This is a genomic window from Crateriforma spongiae, from assembly GCF_012290005.1.
GTDB classification, from domain to species: Bacteria; Planctomycetota; Planctomycetia; order Pirellulales; family Pirellulaceae; genus Crateriforma; species Crateriforma spongiae.
The window spans coordinates 495,210-514,251 of the sequence record NZ_JAAXMS010000005.1 but is presented as its reverse complement, the minus strand read 5'-3'; the positions used below and the strand labels follow the sequence as shown (position 1 = coordinate 514,251).

15 protein-coding genes are annotated in these 19,042 nt (G+C 58.2%); 8 read left to right on the top strand and 7 right to left on the bottom strand.

The features are described from left to right. The first annotated feature begins 94 nt into the window (after nucleotides 1-94). Both ligA and HFP54_RS15830 read left to right on the top strand, forming a co-directional pair. On the top strand, nucleotides 95-2,173 hold the full coding sequence (ligA, locus tag HFP54_RS15835; RefSeq protein ID WP_168565861.1) for an NAD-dependent DNA ligase LigA: 2,079 nt from the start codon (nucleotides 95-97) through the stop codon (nucleotides 2,171-2,173). Nucleotides 2,174-2,363: 190 nt separating this feature from the next. Further along, the gene (locus tag HFP54_RS15830) at nucleotides 2,364-3,668 is read left to right on the top strand and encodes a GspE/PulE family protein (RefSeq protein ID WP_197136898.1); all 1,305 of its coding nucleotides are present in this window, start codon (nucleotides 2,364-2,366) and stop codon (nucleotides 3,666-3,668) included. A 33-nt stretch (nucleotides 3,669-3,701) separates the two neighbouring features. Here HFP54_RS15830 and HFP54_RS15825 read toward each other — a convergent pair whose 3' ends face one another. The 3 genes from HFP54_RS15825 to ychF all read right to left on the bottom strand — a co-directional run bounded on the left by HFP54_RS15825 (nucleotide 3,702) and on the right by ychF (nucleotide 5,895). Then, a complete protein-coding gene (locus tag HFP54_RS15825) occupies nucleotides 3,702-4,064 on the bottom strand; it encodes an amidohydrolase (RefSeq protein ID WP_168565860.1) in 363 nt (120 codons plus the stop codon). Nucleotides 4,065-4,088: 24 nt separating this feature from the next. Next, a complete protein-coding gene (locus tag HFP54_RS15820) occupies nucleotides 4,089-4,718 on the bottom strand; it encodes a DMT family transporter (protein WP_168565859.1) in 630 nt (209 codons plus the stop codon). Between the two features lie 85 nt (nucleotides 4,719-4,803). Continuing rightward, nucleotides 4,804-5,895, bottom strand: coding sequence for a redox-regulated ATPase YchF (ychF, locus tag HFP54_RS15815; protein ID WP_146413313.1), 1,092 nt, complete (start codon nucleotides 5,893-5,895; stop codon nucleotides 4,804-4,806). Nucleotides 5,896-6,155: 260 nt separating this feature from the next. Between ychF and HFP54_RS15810 the strand changes: the two genes are divergently transcribed. Next, complete coding sequence (locus tag HFP54_RS15810) at nucleotides 6,156-7,028, top strand: hypothetical protein (RefSeq protein WP_168565858.1); 873 nt, start codon at nucleotides 6,156-6,158, stop codon at nucleotides 7,026-7,028. A 45-nt stretch (nucleotides 7,029-7,073) separates the two neighbouring features. Here the strand turns inward: HFP54_RS15810 and rlmN are convergent, their stop codons facing one another. Continuing rightward, nucleotides 7,074-8,150, bottom strand: coding sequence for a dual-specificity RNA methyltransferase RlmN (gene rlmN, locus HFP54_RS15805; protein WP_315853915.1), 1,077 nt, complete (start codon nucleotides 8,148-8,150; stop codon nucleotides 7,074-7,076). 174 nt (nucleotides 8,151-8,324) lie between these two features. Here rlmN and HFP54_RS15800 point away from each other — a divergent pair, with 174 nt between their 5' ends. Next, nucleotides 8,325-9,506 (top strand): M20/M25/M40 family metallo-hydrolase, encoded by a 1,182-nt coding sequence (locus tag HFP54_RS15800; protein WP_146413310.1) that lies wholly within the window; start codon nucleotides 8,325-8,327, stop codon nucleotides 9,504-9,506. Nucleotides 9,507-9,556: 50 nt separating this feature from the next. Then, a complete protein-coding gene (locus HFP54_RS15795; RefSeq protein ID WP_146413309.1) occupies nucleotides 9,557-9,805 on the top strand; it encodes a (2Fe-2S)-binding protein in 249 nt (82 codons plus the stop codon). Between the two features lie 62 nt (nucleotides 9,806-9,867). Here HFP54_RS15795 and HFP54_RS15790 read toward each other — a convergent pair whose 3' ends face one another. The 3 genes from HFP54_RS15790 to HFP54_RS15780 form a co-directional block, all read right to left on the bottom strand. Beyond that, the gene (locus tag HFP54_RS15790) at nucleotides 9,868-14,142 is read right to left on the bottom strand and encodes a sulfatase-like hydrolase/transferase (RefSeq protein ID WP_168565856.1); all 4,275 of its coding nucleotides are present in this window, start codon (nucleotides 14,140-14,142) and stop codon (nucleotides 9,868-9,870) included. 146 nt (nucleotides 14,143-14,288) lie between these two features. Next, entirely contained in the window at nucleotides 14,289-14,972 is a 684-nt protein-coding gene (locus HFP54_RS15785; RefSeq protein ID WP_168565855.1) for a nitroreductase family protein, read from the bottom strand. A 45-nt stretch (nucleotides 14,973-15,017) separates the two neighbouring features. After that, nucleotides 15,018-16,376 carry a BamB-related PQQ repeat family beta-propellar protein gene (locus tag HFP54_RS15780; RefSeq protein ID WP_168565854.1) on the bottom strand — a complete coding sequence of 453 codons (1,359 nt, stop codon included), beginning with the start codon at nucleotides 16,374-16,376 and terminating at the stop codon, nucleotides 15,018-15,020. Between the two features lie 398 nt (nucleotides 16,377-16,774). Between HFP54_RS15780 and HFP54_RS15775 the strand changes: the two genes are divergently transcribed. The 3 genes from HFP54_RS15775 to HFP54_RS15765 are packed head-to-tail and all read left to right on the top strand — an operon-like array spanning nucleotide 16,775 to nucleotide 18,990. Then, nucleotides 16,775-17,506 carry a PEP-CTERM sorting domain-containing protein gene (locus HFP54_RS15775; protein WP_168565853.1) on the top strand — a complete coding sequence of 244 codons (732 nt, stop codon included), beginning with the start codon at nucleotides 16,775-16,777 and terminating at the stop codon, nucleotides 17,504-17,506. 51 nt (nucleotides 17,507-17,557) lie between these two features. Continuing rightward, nucleotides 17,558-18,571 (top strand): DUF1559 family PulG-like putative transporter, encoded by a 1,014-nt coding sequence (locus tag HFP54_RS15770; RefSeq protein ID WP_168565852.1) that lies wholly within the window; start codon nucleotides 17,558-17,560, stop codon nucleotides 18,569-18,571. Next, nucleotides 18,565-18,990, top strand: a complete 426-nt coding sequence (locus tag HFP54_RS15765) for a hydroxyisourate hydrolase (RefSeq protein ID WP_168565851.1) — start codon at nucleotides 18,565-18,567, stop codon at nucleotides 18,988-18,990. Before HFP54_RS15770 ends, HFP54_RS15765 begins: the two co-directional genes overlap by 7 nt. Nucleotides 18,991-19,042: the final 52 nt, after the last annotated feature.

The following is a 19,042-nucleotide window of genomic DNA, read 5'->3' as shown; positions in this document are numbered from 1 at the left end:
ATCGCTCCGCCGTTCCCAGCGGGGCCCGCTCGGACGCGTCTTGGTTTTGCCACCGGCCCCGTCCCGCCATTCTCTTTTCAACAAGACAACGGGCATGACAGACAAGTCGGTCGCCGAGGAAGTTCAGTCGCTGCGCCAGCAGATTCGACATCACGATCGACTGTACTACGTCGACGCGACTCCGGAAATCAGCGATCTGCAGTACGACCGCCTGCTGAAGCGTTTACAGCAACTGGAACAGGATCACCCCGATCTGCGTGATCCCGATTCGCCCACGATGCGGGTCGGCGATCAACCGGTCGCACACCTGGACCAGGTCGCCCATCGCGTGCCGATGCTGTCGATCGACAACACGTACAGCCGCGATGAATTGCAAGCCTATTTTGAACGCACGGAAAAATCGCTGGACGGCCAACCGGTCCGGTGGGTGATGGAATACAAAATCGATGGCGTCGCGGCGTCGGTGCGATACGAAGCGGGACGCATGATGCTGGCGCTGACCCGTGGCAACGGCGAAGTCGGCGATGACATCACGCACAACATTCGAACCGTTCGCGACCTGCCCCTGATCCTGCACGACAACGGATCAGTACCGGATGTTTTGGAGATTCGCGGCGAAGTCTACATGACCAACGCGGACTTGGCCGATTTGAATGTCCGTCAAGCCGAACGCGGCGAGCCGCTTTACAAGAACACACGCAACGTGACTGCGGGCACGATCCGATTGCTGGATCCCGCGATCGCCGCCCAACGAAACCTGCGTTTCTTTGCACACGGCATCGGCGAAGTGTCGGGCATGGACGCCGACAACCACATGGAATTCCTAAAACGACTCGGGGATTTTGGCATCCCGCCGACACCCGACGTGATGGTGTTCGACCATTGGTCCGAAGCAATGAAAGCGGTCGCGGCGTTGGAAGACGAGATGCCTGACTTGCCTTTCGAAGTCGACGGGATCGTTTTTAAGGTCGACGACTTTGCCAGCCGCGAAAAACTTGGCATTCGCAGTAAGAGTCCACGTTGGTTGGTCGCGTACAAGTTTGAACGCTACGAAGCCACCACACGACTGAACCAGATCACGGTCCAAGTCGGCAAGACGGGAACCGTGACACCGGTGGCTCATCTGGATCCAGTGGAGATTGCCGAAACCACCGTGTCCCGCGCTTCATTGCACAACGCCGACGAGATCGAACGACTGGATGTCCGCGAAGGCGACGTCGTTGTGGTTGAAAAAGCCGGCAAGATCATCCCCAAGGTCGTGCGTGTCGAAAAACACCTTCGCACTGATGACTTGAAACCCTACGTCTTTCCAAAGCAATGTCCCGAGTGTGATACCGAACTGGTTCGGGATGAAGGCGGTGTCTACATCCGATGCCCCAACCCGGCCTGCCCCGCTCAGTTACGCCAAAAGTTGATCTACTTCGGCAGCCGCACGGGTATGGACATCGATGGTTTGGGCGACGAACTGGTCGACGTTCTGCTGGACCGTGGTTTGGTCAAAACCTATGGCGACCTTTATCGTTTGACCGCCGATCAAGTCGCCGAATTGAATTGGATCCGATTGCGGAAAGGACGCGACAGAAAAGAGATCGAAGTCCAGGTGGGACAGAAGAATGCGGACAGCTTGATCCAAGGGATCGACGCCAGCCGTGATCGTGGTTTGGCACGAGTGCTGGCATCGCTTTCGATCCGTCACGTCGGTCCCAGTGTCGCGCGGATCATCACGGGCAAATACCACACGCTGGATCTGCTGCGCGACGCGTCCCAAGAAGATTTGGCCGACATCCACGAAATCGGTGACCGGATCGCCGGCAGTCTGCACGAATTCATCCACAGTGATGGCGGCCGCCAAACGCTGGATGACTTGGCCGCGGCCGGCGTCAAGATGACCGATCCCGAACCGGTGCCCGATGATGACGAGCAACGGTGGCTGTCGGGCAAGACCCTGGTCGTCACGGGCACGCTGAAACACTTCAAGCGTGACGAAATCAAAAAGGCGATCACCGAACTTGGCGGACGGGCCAGCGGCAGCGTCAGCAAGAACACGGATTTCCTGGTCGCCGGGGAAAAGGCCGGCAGCAAGCTAGACAAGGCCAAACAATTGGGCGTTCGGGTCGTCGACGAAGACGAATTTCGCGCATGGTTGGCCGACAATCGCATCCATGACGCGTGACCACGACCGGTGGCGGATTTGCTAGGATCTTCCTTCTGCATGGGATCGACATCACGCCGACCCGTTTTGTCGGATTGCCCCCCAAAGTCGCCCGCAGGACGCGGTCGTCACGGTGACGGGCCAGCACGGCACACACGGGACACGGTCGATCCGGCGCGACATCGATCGATCGTGCTCGATGAAGGGATCAATGATCCAGCCTTCCTGCCGGGACACCGAAATGGGATCCACCGATTCGTCATCCGCGACCGACGCGGAAATTGATTTTCAAGCCGCTGACGCCGGAATGGAATTGGCACCAGCGGAAACTTTCGCGTTAAATCTTTTGGAATGGGCGGTCGAACGACACGCCAGCGACCTGTTTATCAGCGACGCGGAATCTTGCGTCATCGTGTCGGTTCGCCGAATGGGCCGCATCGAACAAGTTCGCCGATTTGCGCGCAGTTACGGACGACGGCTGCAAGGATTCCTGCGGGTCGCGGCAAATTGTGACGCCGGCGATGCGATTCGCCCGACCGAAGGACGCGGCGTGGTGCAAACGCCATGCGGTCGTGAAATCGACTTGCGGCTCAGCACGATGCCGACGCTATTCGGAACCGATGTCGCCGTACGCTTGTTCGATCCGGAAAGCGGATGTCGCGACCTGAATCAATTGGGCATGGATGATTGCGATGTCCAGCAACTGCGCGAACTGTTATCGCACCGCGGTGGACTGATCCTGGTGTCCGGCCCGGTCGCCAGCGGCAAGAGCAGCACGATGTATGCTGCGGTGAAACACTTGAACGACGGCCATCGCAAGATTCATACGCTGGAAGATCCGATTGAACATGCGATCGACGGTGTGATGCAAACACAGGTCAACGCGAAAGCCTGTTTGGACTTTGCCGATTTGTTGACCGTCGTTTTGCGTCACAGCCCCGACGTCATCATGATCGGTGAAATCCGTGACAGTGTGACGGCAACCACCGCGGTCCGCGCCGGTGCCAGCGGACAGTTGGTGCTTGCGACGATCCACGCCAAAAGTGCCGCAGAAGCGATCGATTCGCTGTTGCATTACGACGTCCCGCCAAAGTTCGTTGCCAACGCCCTGGTCGGCGTCATTTGTCAACGACTTGTCCGGCGACTGTGCAAGGAATGCCGAAGCCAGAGAGAGGTTCATGATCCACTGCCCGTCAGCCCCGCAGTCGCCGGCCGTTTGGGCGACCAATCGCCGGGACTTTGGACGGCCCAGTCGTGTGACGCCTGTTTTGGTGACGGCTATGAATCACTGTTTTGCCTGGCGGAAATCATGCGTGTGGAGGACACGATCACGCAGTGCATCGAGCACCGTGAACCGGCATCCGCGATTCACCAGACGGCCAAAGAACAAGGCATGCTAAGCCTGGCCGACAACGCCGCCTTGAATATTTATCGCGGCGAGATGACGGCCGATGACGCGATTCGAATCATCAATAACGGCACGCTGGCAGAACTTTCCAGACGCTGTCGTGATTGACCCGCTGGTTCATTCATCGCGGCCGAATCGTCTTCAAGACGCGGACCGTTCCAATATTTCCGCGATCGCTTCGGTGGCAATCTGCAGCGATCGAGCAGCCATCACAAAATTCGTGTGACCGGACACCTCCGGCTGGATTTCCACGTACAAATCGCACGCACGTCGCAGCCGACGCAACTTCTTTTTGGCCATCTTCACGTAAGCGGCCGGATCATCGACTTCGTCAACCGGCCCGACGGCCAAGATGAAATCATAGATGTCGCGAACGATGTCGCGCAGATCTTCGTCGTCTTCGGCCTCGTCGCAGTGCTTTAAGAACGTACGGACCATCCACAGGTGCGCGACTTGACGATCAATCGCTTGCACCTGAGCGGTCAGCGTTTCGGCTTCACTCATCTTCGTGATTATCCGCAGCAGCGATCAGCCGGCCGCTTCATCCGTGATCGCACCCTCGTTGTGCACGACGGCATCACCCGCCGGTGCCGCGTCGGACGCCGCGTGATCGGCGGCACCGTGACCTTTGGCCGGCTTGGTGGGTGCATGCCCGTGCGGAGTGTTACGTGCGACGATCACCACGCCGATGAACGTCAACGCCATCCCCATCCACAGCATCGGGCTGATTTTCACACTTTCGTGCAAACGCAACACCGAAACAATCGCGGTCACGGTCACCGCGCCCCCGAAAACAATCGGCATCACCAACAACGCGTTGCCGCGACTGGTCATCATCGCCGTGGTCAAACAGCAAGCGCCAAGCGCGCCCAGGGTGCCCGCCAAAAACCCCCACTTGGCCGTTGCGAAATGTGCCCCCGTGTACGTGAAGCTGTCTCCTTTGACCTTCATCATCGCGATGCCGCCGATGATCGCGATGACCAGATAAGCGATGCCGATGAAGACGTAAGGTTTGAACGGGGACCAGCCTTCGGGCGGCAACAACGGTTTGCCGTCGATGCCGCGCGGCGTTGCCGCATTGCCAATGGTCGGTCCGTAACAGCCCCAAAACAACGCGGTGCCGATGGCAAACAGGATAGGAATCAACATTTTGTTCATGAACGCCTCAGTCGGAGGAAAATGTGGTCGGGTCAGGGGCGGAACAGAGTTTGATCGAAAGCGATGCCGTCGGCACCGCGGTGGTTCAGACGTTGAACAGGAAATGACAGATATCGCCGTCCTGCATCACGTAACTTTTGCCTTCCACGCGTAGTTTACCGGCCTGTCGAATCTCTTTTTCGCCACCGTGTTCTTCCAGATCGTCAAGAGAATAGACTTCGGCGCGAATGAACCCACGCTCGAAATCACTGTGAATCACCCCTGCCGCTTGCGGCGCGGTCGCACCGATGGGTACCGGCCAAGCACGGACTTCCTTTTCGCCGGCGGTGAAGTAACTTTGCAAACCCAGCGTGTGATAGGCGGCTCGGGCAATCTGATTCAGCGCCGGTTCGGCCAGCCCAACGTCGGCCAGCATTTCTTCGCGGTCTTCTTCATCCAATTCCGCGATCTCCGCCTCCAGCTTCGCACACACGCAGGCAACGTCGGCACCGACCTTGTCGGCATGTTGGCGGACCTTGTCGACCAGCGGGTTCTTGCCGTCCAAGTCGGTCTCGTCCACGTTCGCGACGAACAGGATGGGTTTGGCCGTCAGCAATCCGAAACTGGAAATCGCGGCATTTTCGGCCTCATTCAGATTCAGCAATCGCAGCGGCTTGCCTTCGTTTAAATGCTCGCTGCATTTTTCGATCACCGTGACGCGCAGTTTCGCTTCCTTGTCGCCGCTGCGAGCGGTCCGCTGGGCTTTGCCCAACGCATTTTCCAACGACTGTAGATCGGCCAGCATCAATTCGGTTTCGATCGTGTCGATATCGGCCAGCGGATCCACCGACCCGGCGACGTGGGTGACATCGGGGTCTTCGAAACAGCGGACGACCTGCAAAATCGCGTCGACCTCGCGGATGTGACTCAGGAACTTGTTCCCCAAACCTTCGCCTTCGCTAGCACCTTTGACGATGCCGGCGATATCCACCAGCTTCAACGTCGCGGGAATCAACTTCTGCGGCACGATGTACTTGGTGATCCGGTCCAAACGCTGGTCCGGCACGCTGACGATGCCTTCGTTGGGCTCGATCGTGCAGAACGGATAGTTTTCGCTTTGCGCGGCCTTGGACAGCGTCAAAGCATTGAACAACGTGCTTTTGCCGACGTTCGGCAAGCCAACGATTCCGGCTTCCATGTGGATCTGGGCGGGGCAACGGGTGAAGGAATGGGAAAAAGCGAAACGGACGCCTCGGCGTCGGAGCGGAAAAATCTATCAGTCCGAATGGTTTTCGTCGAAGGGCGTCGGCGAAGAAGGTGGGCTGAGTCGAATTTTGGAAAATCTTTGAAATTTCATTGATGCATTGCTCTCGGTGGTGCCGATGCAGATCGATGAGCATGAAGCTCGCCTGACCCATCACGGACGACGCCACCCCACCTTCGTTGCAGGTTTCGTCCGTGCGAGTCTTGAATCTTGCCGTCGTCATTTGCGTCGGCGGCGTCTTGGCGGCATTGCCTTTCCGCCTTCACCAAAAGTCGTCTCAGCCGACTCAGCCACCCGCCAGGGCCACCGGTCCGACGGCATCGCAGAGCCATCTGTTTGGTGAAACCGGCCATCTGTTCGGTGAATCAGGCGACCTTTTCACCGCGCCTGGCCCTCGTTCGGAACAGGCCGGCCCGGCAGCAAGCGATGATCTAAAGTCGCTGACCGATCTGGTCGCTTACGATCCGCCGCCGCCCCCTCCGGGGCCTTCAGTACGCCGTCCGCCGATGAATTTGCCGCTGACGTACGAGGACCTGGCCGTCCCGGTCCAACCCACCGAAACGATGCGACAGCGATTCGACGCGGTTGCCAAGTACGCCCAGCCGACCGCCCAGAGCCCCCAGGGGCAAACCCAGCGACCGGCCGATGCACCGCCCCGCATGCCGTTTGGTGGATCCCTGGCCGGGCTCGGAACGAATCCATCCGGCGCCGACAACGCGCAGGGCAACATCAACCAGAATGATGCCGCCCGCCCGCAAACCGCCGCCGCCGAAGCCACCGGTGTCCAAGGCCGAACCGCGGCGACTCAGTTGCGTCCAACGGTTTCCGACGTTCCGCTTCCCTCCGGCAATGAACCGACAAACGCCGGGGCGACCTTTCGCGATGCGATGACGATGCAGATGGGGCCCAAATCCGTCGCACCGTCGACACCGATCCCCAGCCTGAACGGATCACCCGAAGACGCGCTGGCCGCGTCACCCTTTGCAACGTCGAAGTCGTCGGCCGCAGGCGCTGCTAGTCGTCCGAACAACCCCGAACGCGAACGTCATTGGATTCGACAACCTTAGGACGACGACAGAATCGCCCCTCAGGCAACGACCGGGAGCAAACGCTTAGCCGGTCGTCTGTCGATTCCGACGCAGTTGACCGCAAGCGGCATCGATTTCGCCGCCCTTGCGTTGACGAAACTTCACGGTCACGCCGCCTTGTTCCAAGATTTGGCGGAACTTGGCGATCGCCGTCTTGGTCGGCTCCAGGTACGGCAAGCCCGCAACCGGGTTGTACGGAATCACGTTCAGCATCACGTTCCGCGTCTTCAACAACTTGACCAGTTGTCGGGCGCATGTTTCGTCATCGTTCACACCGCCCAACAAGACATATTCAAACGTCAAGCGTCGACCGTTGGCGGCAAAGTATCGATCGGCCGCTTGCAGCACCGCTTCCATGCCGACCTTTCGATTGACCGGCACCAATTCGTTTCGCAACGCTTCGTTGGGGGCGTGCAGGCTGACGGCCAAATTGAATGGCACATCGGCAGCCGCCAAGCGATCGATGGCTGGTGGTAATCCGACCGTGCTGATCGTGATCCGTCGCGGGCTGATGCCCAGCCCCTTTTCCGACTTCGCGACATCCAATGCCGCCAACACGTTGTTCAGGTTTGCCAGCGGTTCCCCCATCCCCATCATGACGATGTGGCTCAAGCGTTCGTCTTGGGGCAATCGTGACTGCAAACGCAGCATCTGTTCCAGAATCTCGCCCCGGGTCAGATTGCGTTCCACTCCGTCCAAACCACTGGCACAGAAAACGCATCCCATCGCACATCCGACTTGGCTGCTGACACAGATGCTGCGGCGGATTCCGTCACGCAACAGCACGCACTCGACTTCGCCCCCACCGGCCAGCCGTACCAACAGTTTTTCTGTCCCGTCGGAACTGGTTTGACACGCGGCTTCGTCGGCTTGAAAGATGACAAAGTCTTCGTCGAGCCGTTGACGCAACGCCGCCGGCAAATTGCTCATCATCTGGAACGAATCCGCACGACGCTGGAACACCCAAGACCAAACTTGGCCGACGCGAAACTTGGGCTGTCCCTGCTGTTTCATCCACTCGGCCAGATCGGCGTCGGTCAAGTCCAGCAGGTGCCGCTTGGACGCGCTGGTCTGGTCGGGTGGGGTGACGGTGGGAAGCACGGTGGTCAATTCTGTTGGTCCATAGATGGTGTTAGACTGCCCATCATCGAAGACTTTGCGACGCCCACCAAGCCCTACCGCGACGAAGCCGGCGAAGTTTTCTGGCCACCGCCTGAATCGACAATGCGTCGTGACCGGCAAAATGGCATTTCGTTTCCCCCAAGCCACCCAACAATGAGCCCCACGCTGATGAACGCTGACGCCGCCCTGGATCGTTTCGTCGAACTGACCAAGATCCCCGGAAAAAGCGGCGACGAAAAAATGGTCGCTCAGCAGATCGTCCAGGCTCTGCTAAACGCGGGGCTGGACGGGCAACAAATCGCATTCGACGACGCGAACCAGCGGACCCGCATTCCCGGCAACTGTGGGAACCTGATCGTCCATCTGCCGGGCACCGGTTCGGGGCCGACCACGATGCTTTCGGCTCATATGGACACGGTTCCGATCTGTGTCGGCAGCCAGCCGGTTCGCCAGGGCGATGAAATGACCAGCGAAACGCCGACTGGCCTGGGCGCCGATGATCGCTCCGGATGCGCGGCGATTTTAACTGCGGCCATCGAACGCTTGAATTGCGGGCGAGTCGATCTGCCGCCCGCCGTCATCGCGTTCTTCATTCAAGAAGAAGTCGGCTTGGAGGGCGCACGTCATTTGGACAAGGACCTGATCGGCAAAGTCGACCGCGCTTTCAACTTCGACGGTGGTTCAGTCGACAAGCTGACCAACGGTGCGATCGGTGGCGAACGCTTGGAAATCGAGATCACGGGGATCGCATCCCATGCCGGTGTGGCCCCAGAAAAGGGAGCCAGCGCGATCACGATGGCGTCCCTTGCAATCGCGGATTTGCACCAACGCGGTTGGCTGGGCAAAGTCGTCAAAGACCAGGGCGTGGGAACCTCCAACGTGGGTGTCATCAACGGGGGCGAAGCAACCAACGTGGTCACGCCTCAATTGACCCTGCGTGCCGAAGCCCGCAGCCATGACGCCAACATGCGGATGGCGATCGTCGCGGAAATTCGCCAAGCATTCGAAAACGCAGTCGCCAGTGTTTGCACCGACGCCGGCCAGTGTGGCCAGCTGAAGTTTGATTCGCACGTCGATTACGAAGCGTTCCGGTTGCCCGAAGATCATCCGTCAATCACGGCGGCCGACGCTGCGGTGCGCGACCTGGGACGAACCCCCTTTATCGAAGTCGCCGGCGGGGGATTGGACGCAAACTGGTTGTTCATCCACGGGATCGAATCGGTCACCATGGGCTGTGGCCAATGCAATATCCATACGGTCGACGAACGTTTGAATATCCCCGACTACTTGGATGCTTGCCGGATCGCCACCGGTCTGATCACCGGCAAGTATTGATCGGAACCGATCGTTTCCTAGATCCACCGCGTTTGGGTTGATTCGCCGCCATGAATGACGACGACATGGTCTGTCTGTGCTTTCAAGTCACACGACGAAAGATCGTTCAGTTCATCCGAGTGGAAAAACCAAGACGGCTCAGCCAACTTTCGCAGTGCTATTCCGCGGGCACCGGATGCGGATGGTGCCGACCGTTCTTGCAGAAACTGATGGAACAAACCGACACGGACTTGCCCGATTCCAACACTTACCAGTCCGGCCGACGCCGACACATCCGCGACAAGAACGACACACCATAACGCAGCGGCGCCTTCAACAAAGGTCGCATTTCGCCGATGGCGTATCCCTCCAAAGGCGCAAATCATTCGTAAACCAGCTGTGCCGTTGCCTTCGTATCCGTGTCGGAAATCAATCGCACCCAACACGCGGAAAACCGATCTGGAAAACGATGGGTGATTTCTTGGTTGGCGGGGCAAGTCAAACGGACGTAATCCACCCACAAACCAGTGCCATCCACGTCGACTTGGACCGTGAACGTCACATCACTCTGATGCTCGTGCGACACCGTCATCGTCTTCTGGTCATATCCAGTCATCAAATACGCATCCGAAGCCACGTCGGCGACGACGGCGGATTCGTACCAGGGGCCACCGTGTCCGACCGGCTTGCCCAATTGCCAAAGATCGTCCACGCCACCGAACCACAATCCGACGGTCCGATCCGCATTTAAGAAAACGTGCGAATCGCCGACGGCATCCGGCGCCAAGCCCGCTAACACCAGCAAGCCGTTCCACGAACAGAAGTCGGAAATCCACTTGCGATGACTGGCAACCGGACGGATCCGATTCCATGCCGGCGGCGCACCATTGGTCACCAAGGGCAGCTCATAAAAGGTGCCATGCAGGTTCGCCAAGTGCCGTTCGGACTCCACTTCCCGCACCATGCGACACGCCGGATCAAGCATCGTGCGATCAAACGCCGAATCCCCCTTGGGCAATCGATACGTCTGGCCCTGGTAGTGCACGACCACCGATGCACGGTCGACCGACGCTTCTGGTTCAACATCCAACAAACCCTGTAGACGCGGGTCTGGTGAATCCGCCTGAAACTCAAATCCCGCTTTGCTGAATTCGAAAAAGCGGTCGCCCTCGGTGATCACTCGCAGGTTTCGATTTCGCTTCGCCGGATAGACTCGTGTCATCGATGCATCTTCGTCAGCGATATCCGCTAGCCCGGCGAACAACTGTTGCGCATCCTTGGCCTGGCCATCGTGCGACGACGCATCGACCTGATGCAAGAACGCGGTGACCACACAGTCTCGGTCCACCGTCAGCCGCAACCACTGTGCGTCGAAATTCTCGGGGAACAAGTAGGGCAAATAGCCGTCGGCGGGAACCGTGACCGAATCAAAATGTTCCCATTGCCCAAGTCCGCCGCGATCCACTTCCAAAGTGAAAGTCACCGGAGTCGGATCAACACCCGGCTTTCTCGCCGATTGTGGCACCGCTGCGGTGGCCGCGTCCAAGGGTCGAGCCTGCACGATCGAACCGTCATTGGCAGCAACGAAAGCCAAGTGTGGCATTCCAAAATTGCCCGGCTTGTGTTCGCTGGCATTTCCAGGGATCGACACGACACCGGCGGGAAAACTGCGGCGGTACACCTTGTCCGTGAACCCTTTGCCCCAACGCAGCGACATCGGTGTCGCCTGCCAAGAATCAGCAAGCTTGGGATTTCCACGTTGATCGACCGCCAAATAGACGGTCACCGGAACGTCAACTTCAAACCGAAAGCCCGGGGCAGGGCGATGCCAGTCGCCACGTGGGATGGCGATCCGGGTCAAGCCGGCAAGCTTCGACGGAACTTCATGGATCGTCTGCTGGTCGCTGGCCCGCGTCATCGACGGGACCGGTCGCTTCTTTCTTCCCACACTCAGGTGCAAGCATCGGTCATCAAATCCTGCGACCAGGAACGGATCGGACGGAACCATCGCCTTAACCTTGTCTTCCACCCACGGCCCACCGTACGCCGTCGCCGGGCCCCAAGAAGACAGATCTTCGTACTTGCCAAACCACAGATTGCTCTGAGGCTGCCCGGCAAGTGGGTTGCCCTGGATGCTGGTTTCGTCACTGGCCAAAACCAATTGACCGTTGAAGTCACAAAAGTCAGGGACATAACGCAAATGGCTGGCGATCGGACGAATGCCCGCCGTGTTGTTCGCCGAAAATGTGGGCGGAAAGTCAAAGAACATCCCGTGCATGTCCATCATCCAGCGGCCATCTCCGATCTGCCGAATTCTGGGCCATTCGGTATACCAACCGTGACTGGCGTCGTTGCAATACGCCGCTTTCGGCAATAGGTAGGTCGACCATTGCCCGTCGGTCAAAACCTTTAGACGCAAACTACGACGATCCCAACCGATGGCCCAGACCGGTTCATTGCCGTCACTGCCCCCGGCGATTCCTTGTGGGCCGGTGACTTCGGTGTATTGACGGCGTTCGACGATCTGCCATTGCTTGCCGTCCCACTGGGCCAGCACACCGCGTTCTTCATCGGTCTTTGCCGTCCCACCGACCAACACATCGTCATAATTCCCAACGTGCAGTTCGCCATTGTTGGAGACGACCAATCGTCCCTGCGATGTATAGCCGCCCTTGCCATGCCATCCGGGAACAGGCTTCTTGAAAAGTCGCTTCACATCCAGCGTATGTACGTTGGCTTCCCAAATCGAACCTTCCATGTCGACGTAGTAAACCATGTTGGCTGGATCGGTCAGATGGCGTGCAATCGCGGTCACACGGATCGGCATCTGCTTGGGTGAAATTGCACGCACCTTACCCTCGCGATCGATCGCGTAGTGTGCGATCAATAACTGCTGCGACTCCGCATGAATCATCCGGCCCGCCGGAGTGCCCCCGACACTTTCCGGGTGCACGGTCATCGGCTCGGTCAGGTCTGCGTCCACCGAATACAGTTTGTGTTCGCTGCCTCGCGGCATATGGGGCGCATAATTGACCATCCACAATTTACCCGCCCAAGGCACCACTGCACCGATGCCACATTCGTTGTGCCCCGGCAATGTATGCGCACCGTCCTGGCTGTAAATTCCGTACGTCGTCAGATGTGGATAGACGCCACTGATGTGGATGTCGGTTCGAACGGGCTGTTGAGTCCGCGTGGGGCGGGTGTTTTGATCATCAGAGTCTGACGGCGTCGTCGCATCCGATTGTTCCGTCGACGTCAGCGCAATGGCCTGCCGATGGTTCATCAGTTCTTTGGCAAACCTCTCCACACGTCCTTGTTGCTGATCACTCAAAGCCAAGTTATTGGCCTCATTCGGATCCTTTTGCAAGTCATACAACTCCGCAAAGGTCGTCGAATCGTCCAAGACCGTTTCGATGTATTTCCATCGTTCGTCGCGAACCGCCCACAACGGCCGACTGCCCAACTGTGGCGTGGGGGCTTCGTACAAAATGCTGGTCCGCCAATCGTCGACCTTCTCATCCTGGACCAGGGGTAACAGGCTGCGACCGTGCAACCAAGGCGGGGATTCAATCCCAGCCAGCTCATAAATCGTGGCGGTCAAATCGATGTTCAACACCAACGCATCACAAGTCGCTGCACCGGTGTTTGGACCGGCAATGGCCATCGGAACGCGCATCGATTCTTCATACGGCAGAACCTTGCTGGTCATCCCGTGTTCACCCAGCATCCAGCCGTTGTCACCCATGAAAATGATCCAAGTCGGACGCGTCGACGACGAAGATTCCAATTCATCCAAAACACGCCCCACGGAGCGGTCCATTTGTTCGACCGCGGCATAATAGTCCCGATGATGTGACCGGATTCGGTCCGGGTCGTCATAGCCGTACGACAAAGCCTGTGTCCGACTGCGTGACTTCGAAAGATACTCCGGCTTTCCTTTCAGGTCGTCGTCCCATGTCGCGGGTAAAGGCATCTCGGCGACTTCACGCCGATCTAGATACTGCTGCTCAGCGGGCCAGCGGAACCGGTGATCCATGTGCGGTACCTGAGTGTTCATCCACAGCACAAACGGCTTCGCTTGCTGTGCACAATCGCGAATGAACCGGATCGATTGATCGGCGGTAACATCGTCGACAAAGCCCGGCATTACCTGCGTGTCGCCATTGATGTCAAACTTGCGGTCGTACCAAGTCCCGTTGGACCAACAAGTCGCCGCAAACTGGAACCCGCAATCGCTGGGCGAATTTTTTAGATGCCACTTCCCGGTGACTCCGGTGCAATAGCCTGCATCCCGCAATACCTTCGCGAAGGTGGGCTGGCCGTCGCGAATCTTCGCTGTGCCGACCTTGGTCACGCCGTTGACACTGCCGTAACGTCCGGTCAGACACGCGGCGCGACTGGGCGAACAAATTGCCAACGTCACAAACGCATTGGTGAATCGTGTTCCCCGTTGGACGATGCGGTCCAAATTAGGCGTGGCGATTTGCTCGTTGCCTGCCGCCGACCAACAGTCCCAACGCTGGTCGTCGGTCAAGATGAACAAGACGTTCGGGGACTCCGCGTGGGCGGCGAAGGCGGACCTAGGTGCAATAGCATTCGCGAAGGCGAGCCAAAACAGCACGATCCAAAGCTGACAGAACTTTCCAGAAAACATCACGATACGGTGGGATGGCGAGGGGCGGGGCAGAAGCCTTGGCGGGAAAACCTCAGTATGGCGAATCCCCAACGTGCCTGCCGAACGTCTCTCCGTTTCCTCGACCCAATCTCAGCCACCTGACCAACCGGCTAAAGACGGAACGCTCAGCCGTCCGAAACAGACGCCTCTCGAATCCAAGCGGCACCGCGTTTGTCACGGTGCGCTCCAGGCTTCTTGGTGACTTCGCCCTGGGTATCGGCATAGTCGACGAAAACGGCGGCAATCAACCGTTCCGATGCGGGGATCCCCAGCAGGTCGAACACCACCGGCTTGCCCAGGTTCCCGCCGCTGGACCAGTACGTCCCCATCCCCGCCGCGGTCAACAACAGCAACAGGTTCTGGACCATTGCGCCGGTCGCCGCCAAGTGTTCTTCGTCGCGGGCCGCGGATTTCTGGATCGATGTGCAATCGCCCTTTTCGAAAGCCATCGGATCCGTTTCCGGCAACCAGGTGACCAGGACGACCGCGCCGCATCCACACAACAGCGGCGGAACCTTGGTCGCGTCACCGTGCTGGTGTTTCAGTAGCTTACCCAAGGCTTGGGCTTGATCCTGCCACAGGATGTTAGCCCGCCACGGTTCGGCCAAGTCATCAACGCCACGGACGAAGTGAAACGGCGCCCACCCCGCATCCGAAACACACTTTCGCACCACCGCATCGAACTGCGCCCGTTGGTTTTCAGGCGTTTGCACCGGAGCATCCACGTCACCGAGAATCTTCTCGGTGCGGCGACGCATCAAGACTTCGCGGACGGTCGTCAGAGGATCTGAAACAGGGGGTGAATTCATCGAAGGAATGTATTCCAGTGGGCAACAAACATGGCTGAATCAATACTACGGCTGGTCAGTGTCGGCGATCGCATACAACTTGTCGCCACGTCGCAAGACCAACATCGAATCGACCGCAACGGCGGCATAAATCTTGTGGCCACCGAGACTGCTCTCAGCATCTTCGGCGTTCCAAACGCGGTTTTCGGAAACCGTATCACCACTGGTCCGATCGATGACCACCGTCGTGCCTTTATAGCCGAACAAATACAGATGCTGGTCGGTGACCAACGGGGTGGCCCAGACGCCGCCGGCTGCGGTCCGGTCGACGCTGACTTGTTGCCCGGTCTCTATGTCCAGCCGATACAGCACGCCGGCACGATTCACGAAAGCCGCGGTATCGCCGACCACGACGGGGCTTCCGAAGGTGCACGTGGCCTTCTTCGCACGCCAGCGATAGTCGACTTGGTACTGATCGCCATCACGAGTGATTTCAATCAACCCGTTGCTGGCCGCCGCTTCGCCCGCCGCACCGGCATCACGCCCGTCGGATGCACCAATGACAAACCGACCGTTGCCGGCAGGAATCGGCGTGCATGAACTGTTGTTATCGATCTGGTCAAACTGCCACAGCCGTTCGCCGGTCGCGGGGTCCAATCCAACGATGGTTCCGATCGCGCTGCACACCAGATGTTGCGTATCGCCGACATCGATCAAGCGAGGCGATGCCCATGCGGTCGCGCCGATGCCCGGTGATTTCCAAATCGTTTCGCCTGTCGAAGGTTCGATCGCCAACACATACGGCTCCTCCGATCGTTCCACCCAAACGTAGACCCGTTGCTGATCCACTTCCAAAGAGGATGACAAACCGTGACGCGCGGTGATCGGTCCATACTCGGCGACCAAATCCCGCTGCCAGGTTTTGCCGCCCTTGGTGTCGATGCCGATCAACACACCGCCTTCGAAAAAGGCAACGAAGCCTTCGTCGGTGGCCACCGCGGTGGGTGCAGCCCGGCTGACCATCGGCGTGTTCTTGAACGGCGACGGATTGGCCGCGTCGACTTGCCAAAGACGACTGCCGTCAGCGGGATCGAATGCCGTGACGTGATAGTTGTCCTTCATTTCACCACTGGTCGATGTCACCACGATCTGATCGTGCGCGACGATCGGCGTCGATTGGCCATAGCCTTCAATCTCGGCGGTCCAAACGATTCCAGAATCGGGCGACCAAATCGTCGGAAGACTTCGTTCAACGACCGCGATGTTGCTGGATTGAAATCGCGGAGCATCGGGCGTTTGGCCGGCGACGAAAGCAACACTGCAAACATTGCCAAGCGAGATGATCAAGCCAAGGCAAAACAAACACCGTCGCAAAGCGTGACTCGCAAGCCCGGCGATCAACCATCGATGGAAAGACAAAGACATCAAAAACGCACATCGGATTGAAGGAAGAAACCTGAATTGGCATCAGGGCGGGGCGTGAAGTTTACGGGGTCAACGCGCCTCGTCCAGCGGATCCAACACGGGGGGCGCGGCATCGACTGGAATGCGGATCGGACCGGCATCGAGTCGCCGAAGTCTAAAAAAATGCCGTGTTTCCCGGTTCCAGATAGCGCACAGATTAACACATGAAATTTTGCAAAAATTCGCTTCGAACCACTTTCCAAGCGGCCTGCCTTTATTGAGAATCAATCGCATCAACCGCCGGCGCTCTAGCCAGCCACACCGCAATTGACGGCCTCAGCCAGCCAACTTGCCGACGGTTTGTTTCTCGAAAACCAGAAGAGATTTCTACACAGGCTGAGGCTATGAATTTGACTTTGATGCGCGCGGTGTTGCCGTGCGCTGTGGCAGTGCTCGTACTTGCATCCGCGGCATCCCAATCCAGCGGTGCCCTTATCGTTCCAACCGCTGGCGATGAAAGGTTCGGTTGGGATGAAGGATTCTCCGGATCTGTTTTCGCCAGCTGGGATGTGTTCAGCACAACCACCAATGCTACGCCCGAACTTGGTTCATTCGGTACCGACGTCGACACGAGCACAGTCACCGAAACCACCGGCATGGCTTTTTTGACCGGTGGTGGAAACATCTACAACGCGAGCGTCGCTACCACTCTATCCGTAGTCGTTCCGACTACTTCCTTGTCGGGCACAAACACACGTTTTGTTGCCCAGGTTGGAACGTTCGGAAGCGTGCTTGATATTTCCAGTCTTCTACTGAACGGACAATCTGCCAGTATTGCTGGACTGACGGAAGAAATGCTGGTGTCAAGCGGTTTCGGGGCTGCCTTCGACAACGAATACATGGCCATTTGGGACATTGGCTCAGCACCGGAGTCTGAGTACACGCTGACGTTCAGTGGTGCCGGCCCTCACATGTCTCTTGAAGCGGTTCGCATCGACGCTTTCGCCAGCGACACCGCATTCGTCACGCCGGCATCGGTCACGGCGGTTCCCGAACCGGCATCCATTGGTTCCATGTTGGCATTGACCTGTGGTGGCGGAATCCGCTGGCTGCGACGCCGCAAGTCGTCCATTGATGCGAAGCGATCTTAAGCTTCTCGTTGGAATCGACCGTGAAAACCTTGGGGGGAAAAGAGGATGACGGTGACCACATTGACACGAACTCGATCGGCCGTGGTGATCGATCGATCAGAATTGCCTTGGCGAAAAACAACCGGACGAAGACGGTCTTCACCCACCGGCTTCACTTTGGTTGAACTGCTGGTGGTGATCGCAATCATCGGCATCCTTGTTTCGTTGCTATTGCCCGCTGTCCAATCGGCACGCGAAGCCGCCCGCCGGATGTCGTGCCAAAACAATCTGAAACAGCTGGCGCTCGCGACGCACATGTACAACGACGTGTATCGCAAGATCCCCGCCAGCGTGATCGGTGTGACGGTCGGCCAATCCAATGGACAAGCGGTCAATCAAGCGGGCCTGAGCGGATGGGCGGCGTTATTGCCGTTTCACGAACAGGACGGTTTGTTTGACCGTTTGGACTTATCCAAAACAGCATGGGATGCCCCCAACGACGAATTGGTCAAGCAAACACCATCGATCCATCTATGTCCGTCGATGCCCGTGCCCGAAGAAGACAGCGGTTATTCCAGCTATGCCTTGTCGACCGGCACGGAATACTATCGGAACCAGACGCACAACGGCGCCTTTGTCGACGCGATGAACGTGTTTTACGGCGAACGGGTTCGAGCCGGAGTCTCGGAATCTCAAGCCCGAATGCACTGGACCAGCATCGGCGACATCAGCGGTCTGGACGGCACGTCCAACACATTGTTGATGGGCGAATTTGGGTTGCAAGAACGTGATGATTCGGACCTGCCATTCCCATACCCGGGCGGCGGCGGTTCGAGCGCCGCACAGTGGGCGGTCAGCTATCCCTACAGTTCCACCGGAACCGTTCGCGGGATCTTCAACGGAACCAAAGTGCCGATCTTTGATTTCCATTCATGGGAATGCTTCCGCAGCCAACACCCCGGCGGCGTTCATTTCGCACTGTCCGACGGCAGCGTGCGATTCCTTAGCGAATTTGTCGACTCCGTCGCACTAGACCGTTTGGCCAATCGCCGCGACGGTGAAGTGATCGAGCCGTCGCCATGGTAAGTCGTCGGATCATCCCGCCAATCGTCATCGGCCTATTGGTCATCACCACGCCCGGGTGTGAATCACAACCGACGGGCCTGACCGCGGCCGGCGAAGTCACGGCCAAAGAAAAACCGGTCTCCGGCGTCGTCATCACGCTGCAACCGGTGCCGCCGACCCAAGGCCCCAAGGCCACCGCACTGGTCTTTGACGGCCGATTCGAATTTGGCCCAGACGCGGGACTGACCGCCGGCCAATACCGCGTTCGTTTCAGCTTGCTGCCGCCCGAGTTTCGACAAGCGGCACCCGAAGAACAGCGATCCAAGTTTCCGCCGGAAGGATCCGTGATTCCCGCGAAATATGATTCGCAAAGTAATGAAATCTGGGAACTGAAATCCGACCAGGAGAACCGTTCCCAGTATGAGATAACGATCCGGTGATACGCCAGATTTGATCCAACGCCATTTTCCCTTCCTTTCCAGATATCAATCC

What these genes read in the sequence shown, in the direction of transcription:
- ligA (WP_168565861.1), top strand. Translation starts at nt 95, where the DNA reads ATGACAGACAAGTCGGTCGCCGAGGAAGTTCAGTCGCTGCGCCAGCAG.
- HFP54_RS15830 (WP_197136898.1), top strand. Translation starts at nt 2,364, where the DNA reads ATGATCCAGCCTTCCTGCCGGGACACCGAAATGGGATCCACCGATTCG.
- HFP54_RS15825 (WP_168565860.1), bottom strand. Translation starts at nt 4,064, where the DNA reads ATGAGTGAAGCCGAAACGCTGACCGCTCAGGTGCAAGCGATTGATCGT.
- HFP54_RS15820 (WP_168565859.1), bottom strand. Translation starts at nt 4,718, where the DNA reads ATGAACAAAATGTTGATTCCTATCCTGTTTGCCATCGGCACCGCGTTG.
- ychF (WP_146413313.1), bottom strand. Translation starts at nt 5,895, where the DNA reads ATGGAAGCCGGAATCGTTGGCTTGCCGAACGTCGGCAAAAGCACGTTG.
- HFP54_RS15800 (WP_146413310.1), top strand. Translation starts at nt 8,325, where the DNA reads ATGAGCCCCACGCTGATGAACGCTGACGCCGCCCTGGATCGTTTCGTC.
- HFP54_RS15795 (WP_146413309.1), top strand. Translation starts at nt 9,557, where the DNA reads ATGAATGACGACGACATGGTCTGTCTGTGCTTTCAAGTCACACGACGA.
- HFP54_RS15790 (WP_168565856.1), bottom strand. Translation starts at nt 14,142, where the DNA reads ATGTTTTCTGGAAAGTTCTGTCAGCTTTGGATCGTGCTGTTTTGGCTC.
- HFP54_RS15785 (WP_168565855.1), bottom strand. Translation starts at nt 14,972, where the DNA reads ATGAATTCACCCCCTGTTTCAGATCCTCTGACGACCGTCCGCGAAGTC.
- HFP54_RS15780 (WP_168565854.1), bottom strand. Translation starts at nt 16,376, where the DNA reads ATGTCTTTGTCTTTCCATCGATGGTTGATCGCCGGGCTTGCGAGTCAC.
- HFP54_RS15775 (WP_168565853.1), top strand. Translation starts at nt 16,775, where the DNA reads ATGCGCGCGGTGTTGCCGTGCGCTGTGGCAGTGCTCGTACTTGCATCC.
- HFP54_RS15765 (WP_168565851.1), top strand. Translation starts at nt 18,565, where the DNA reads ATGGTAAGTCGTCGGATCATCCCGCCAATCGTCATCGGCCTATTGGTC.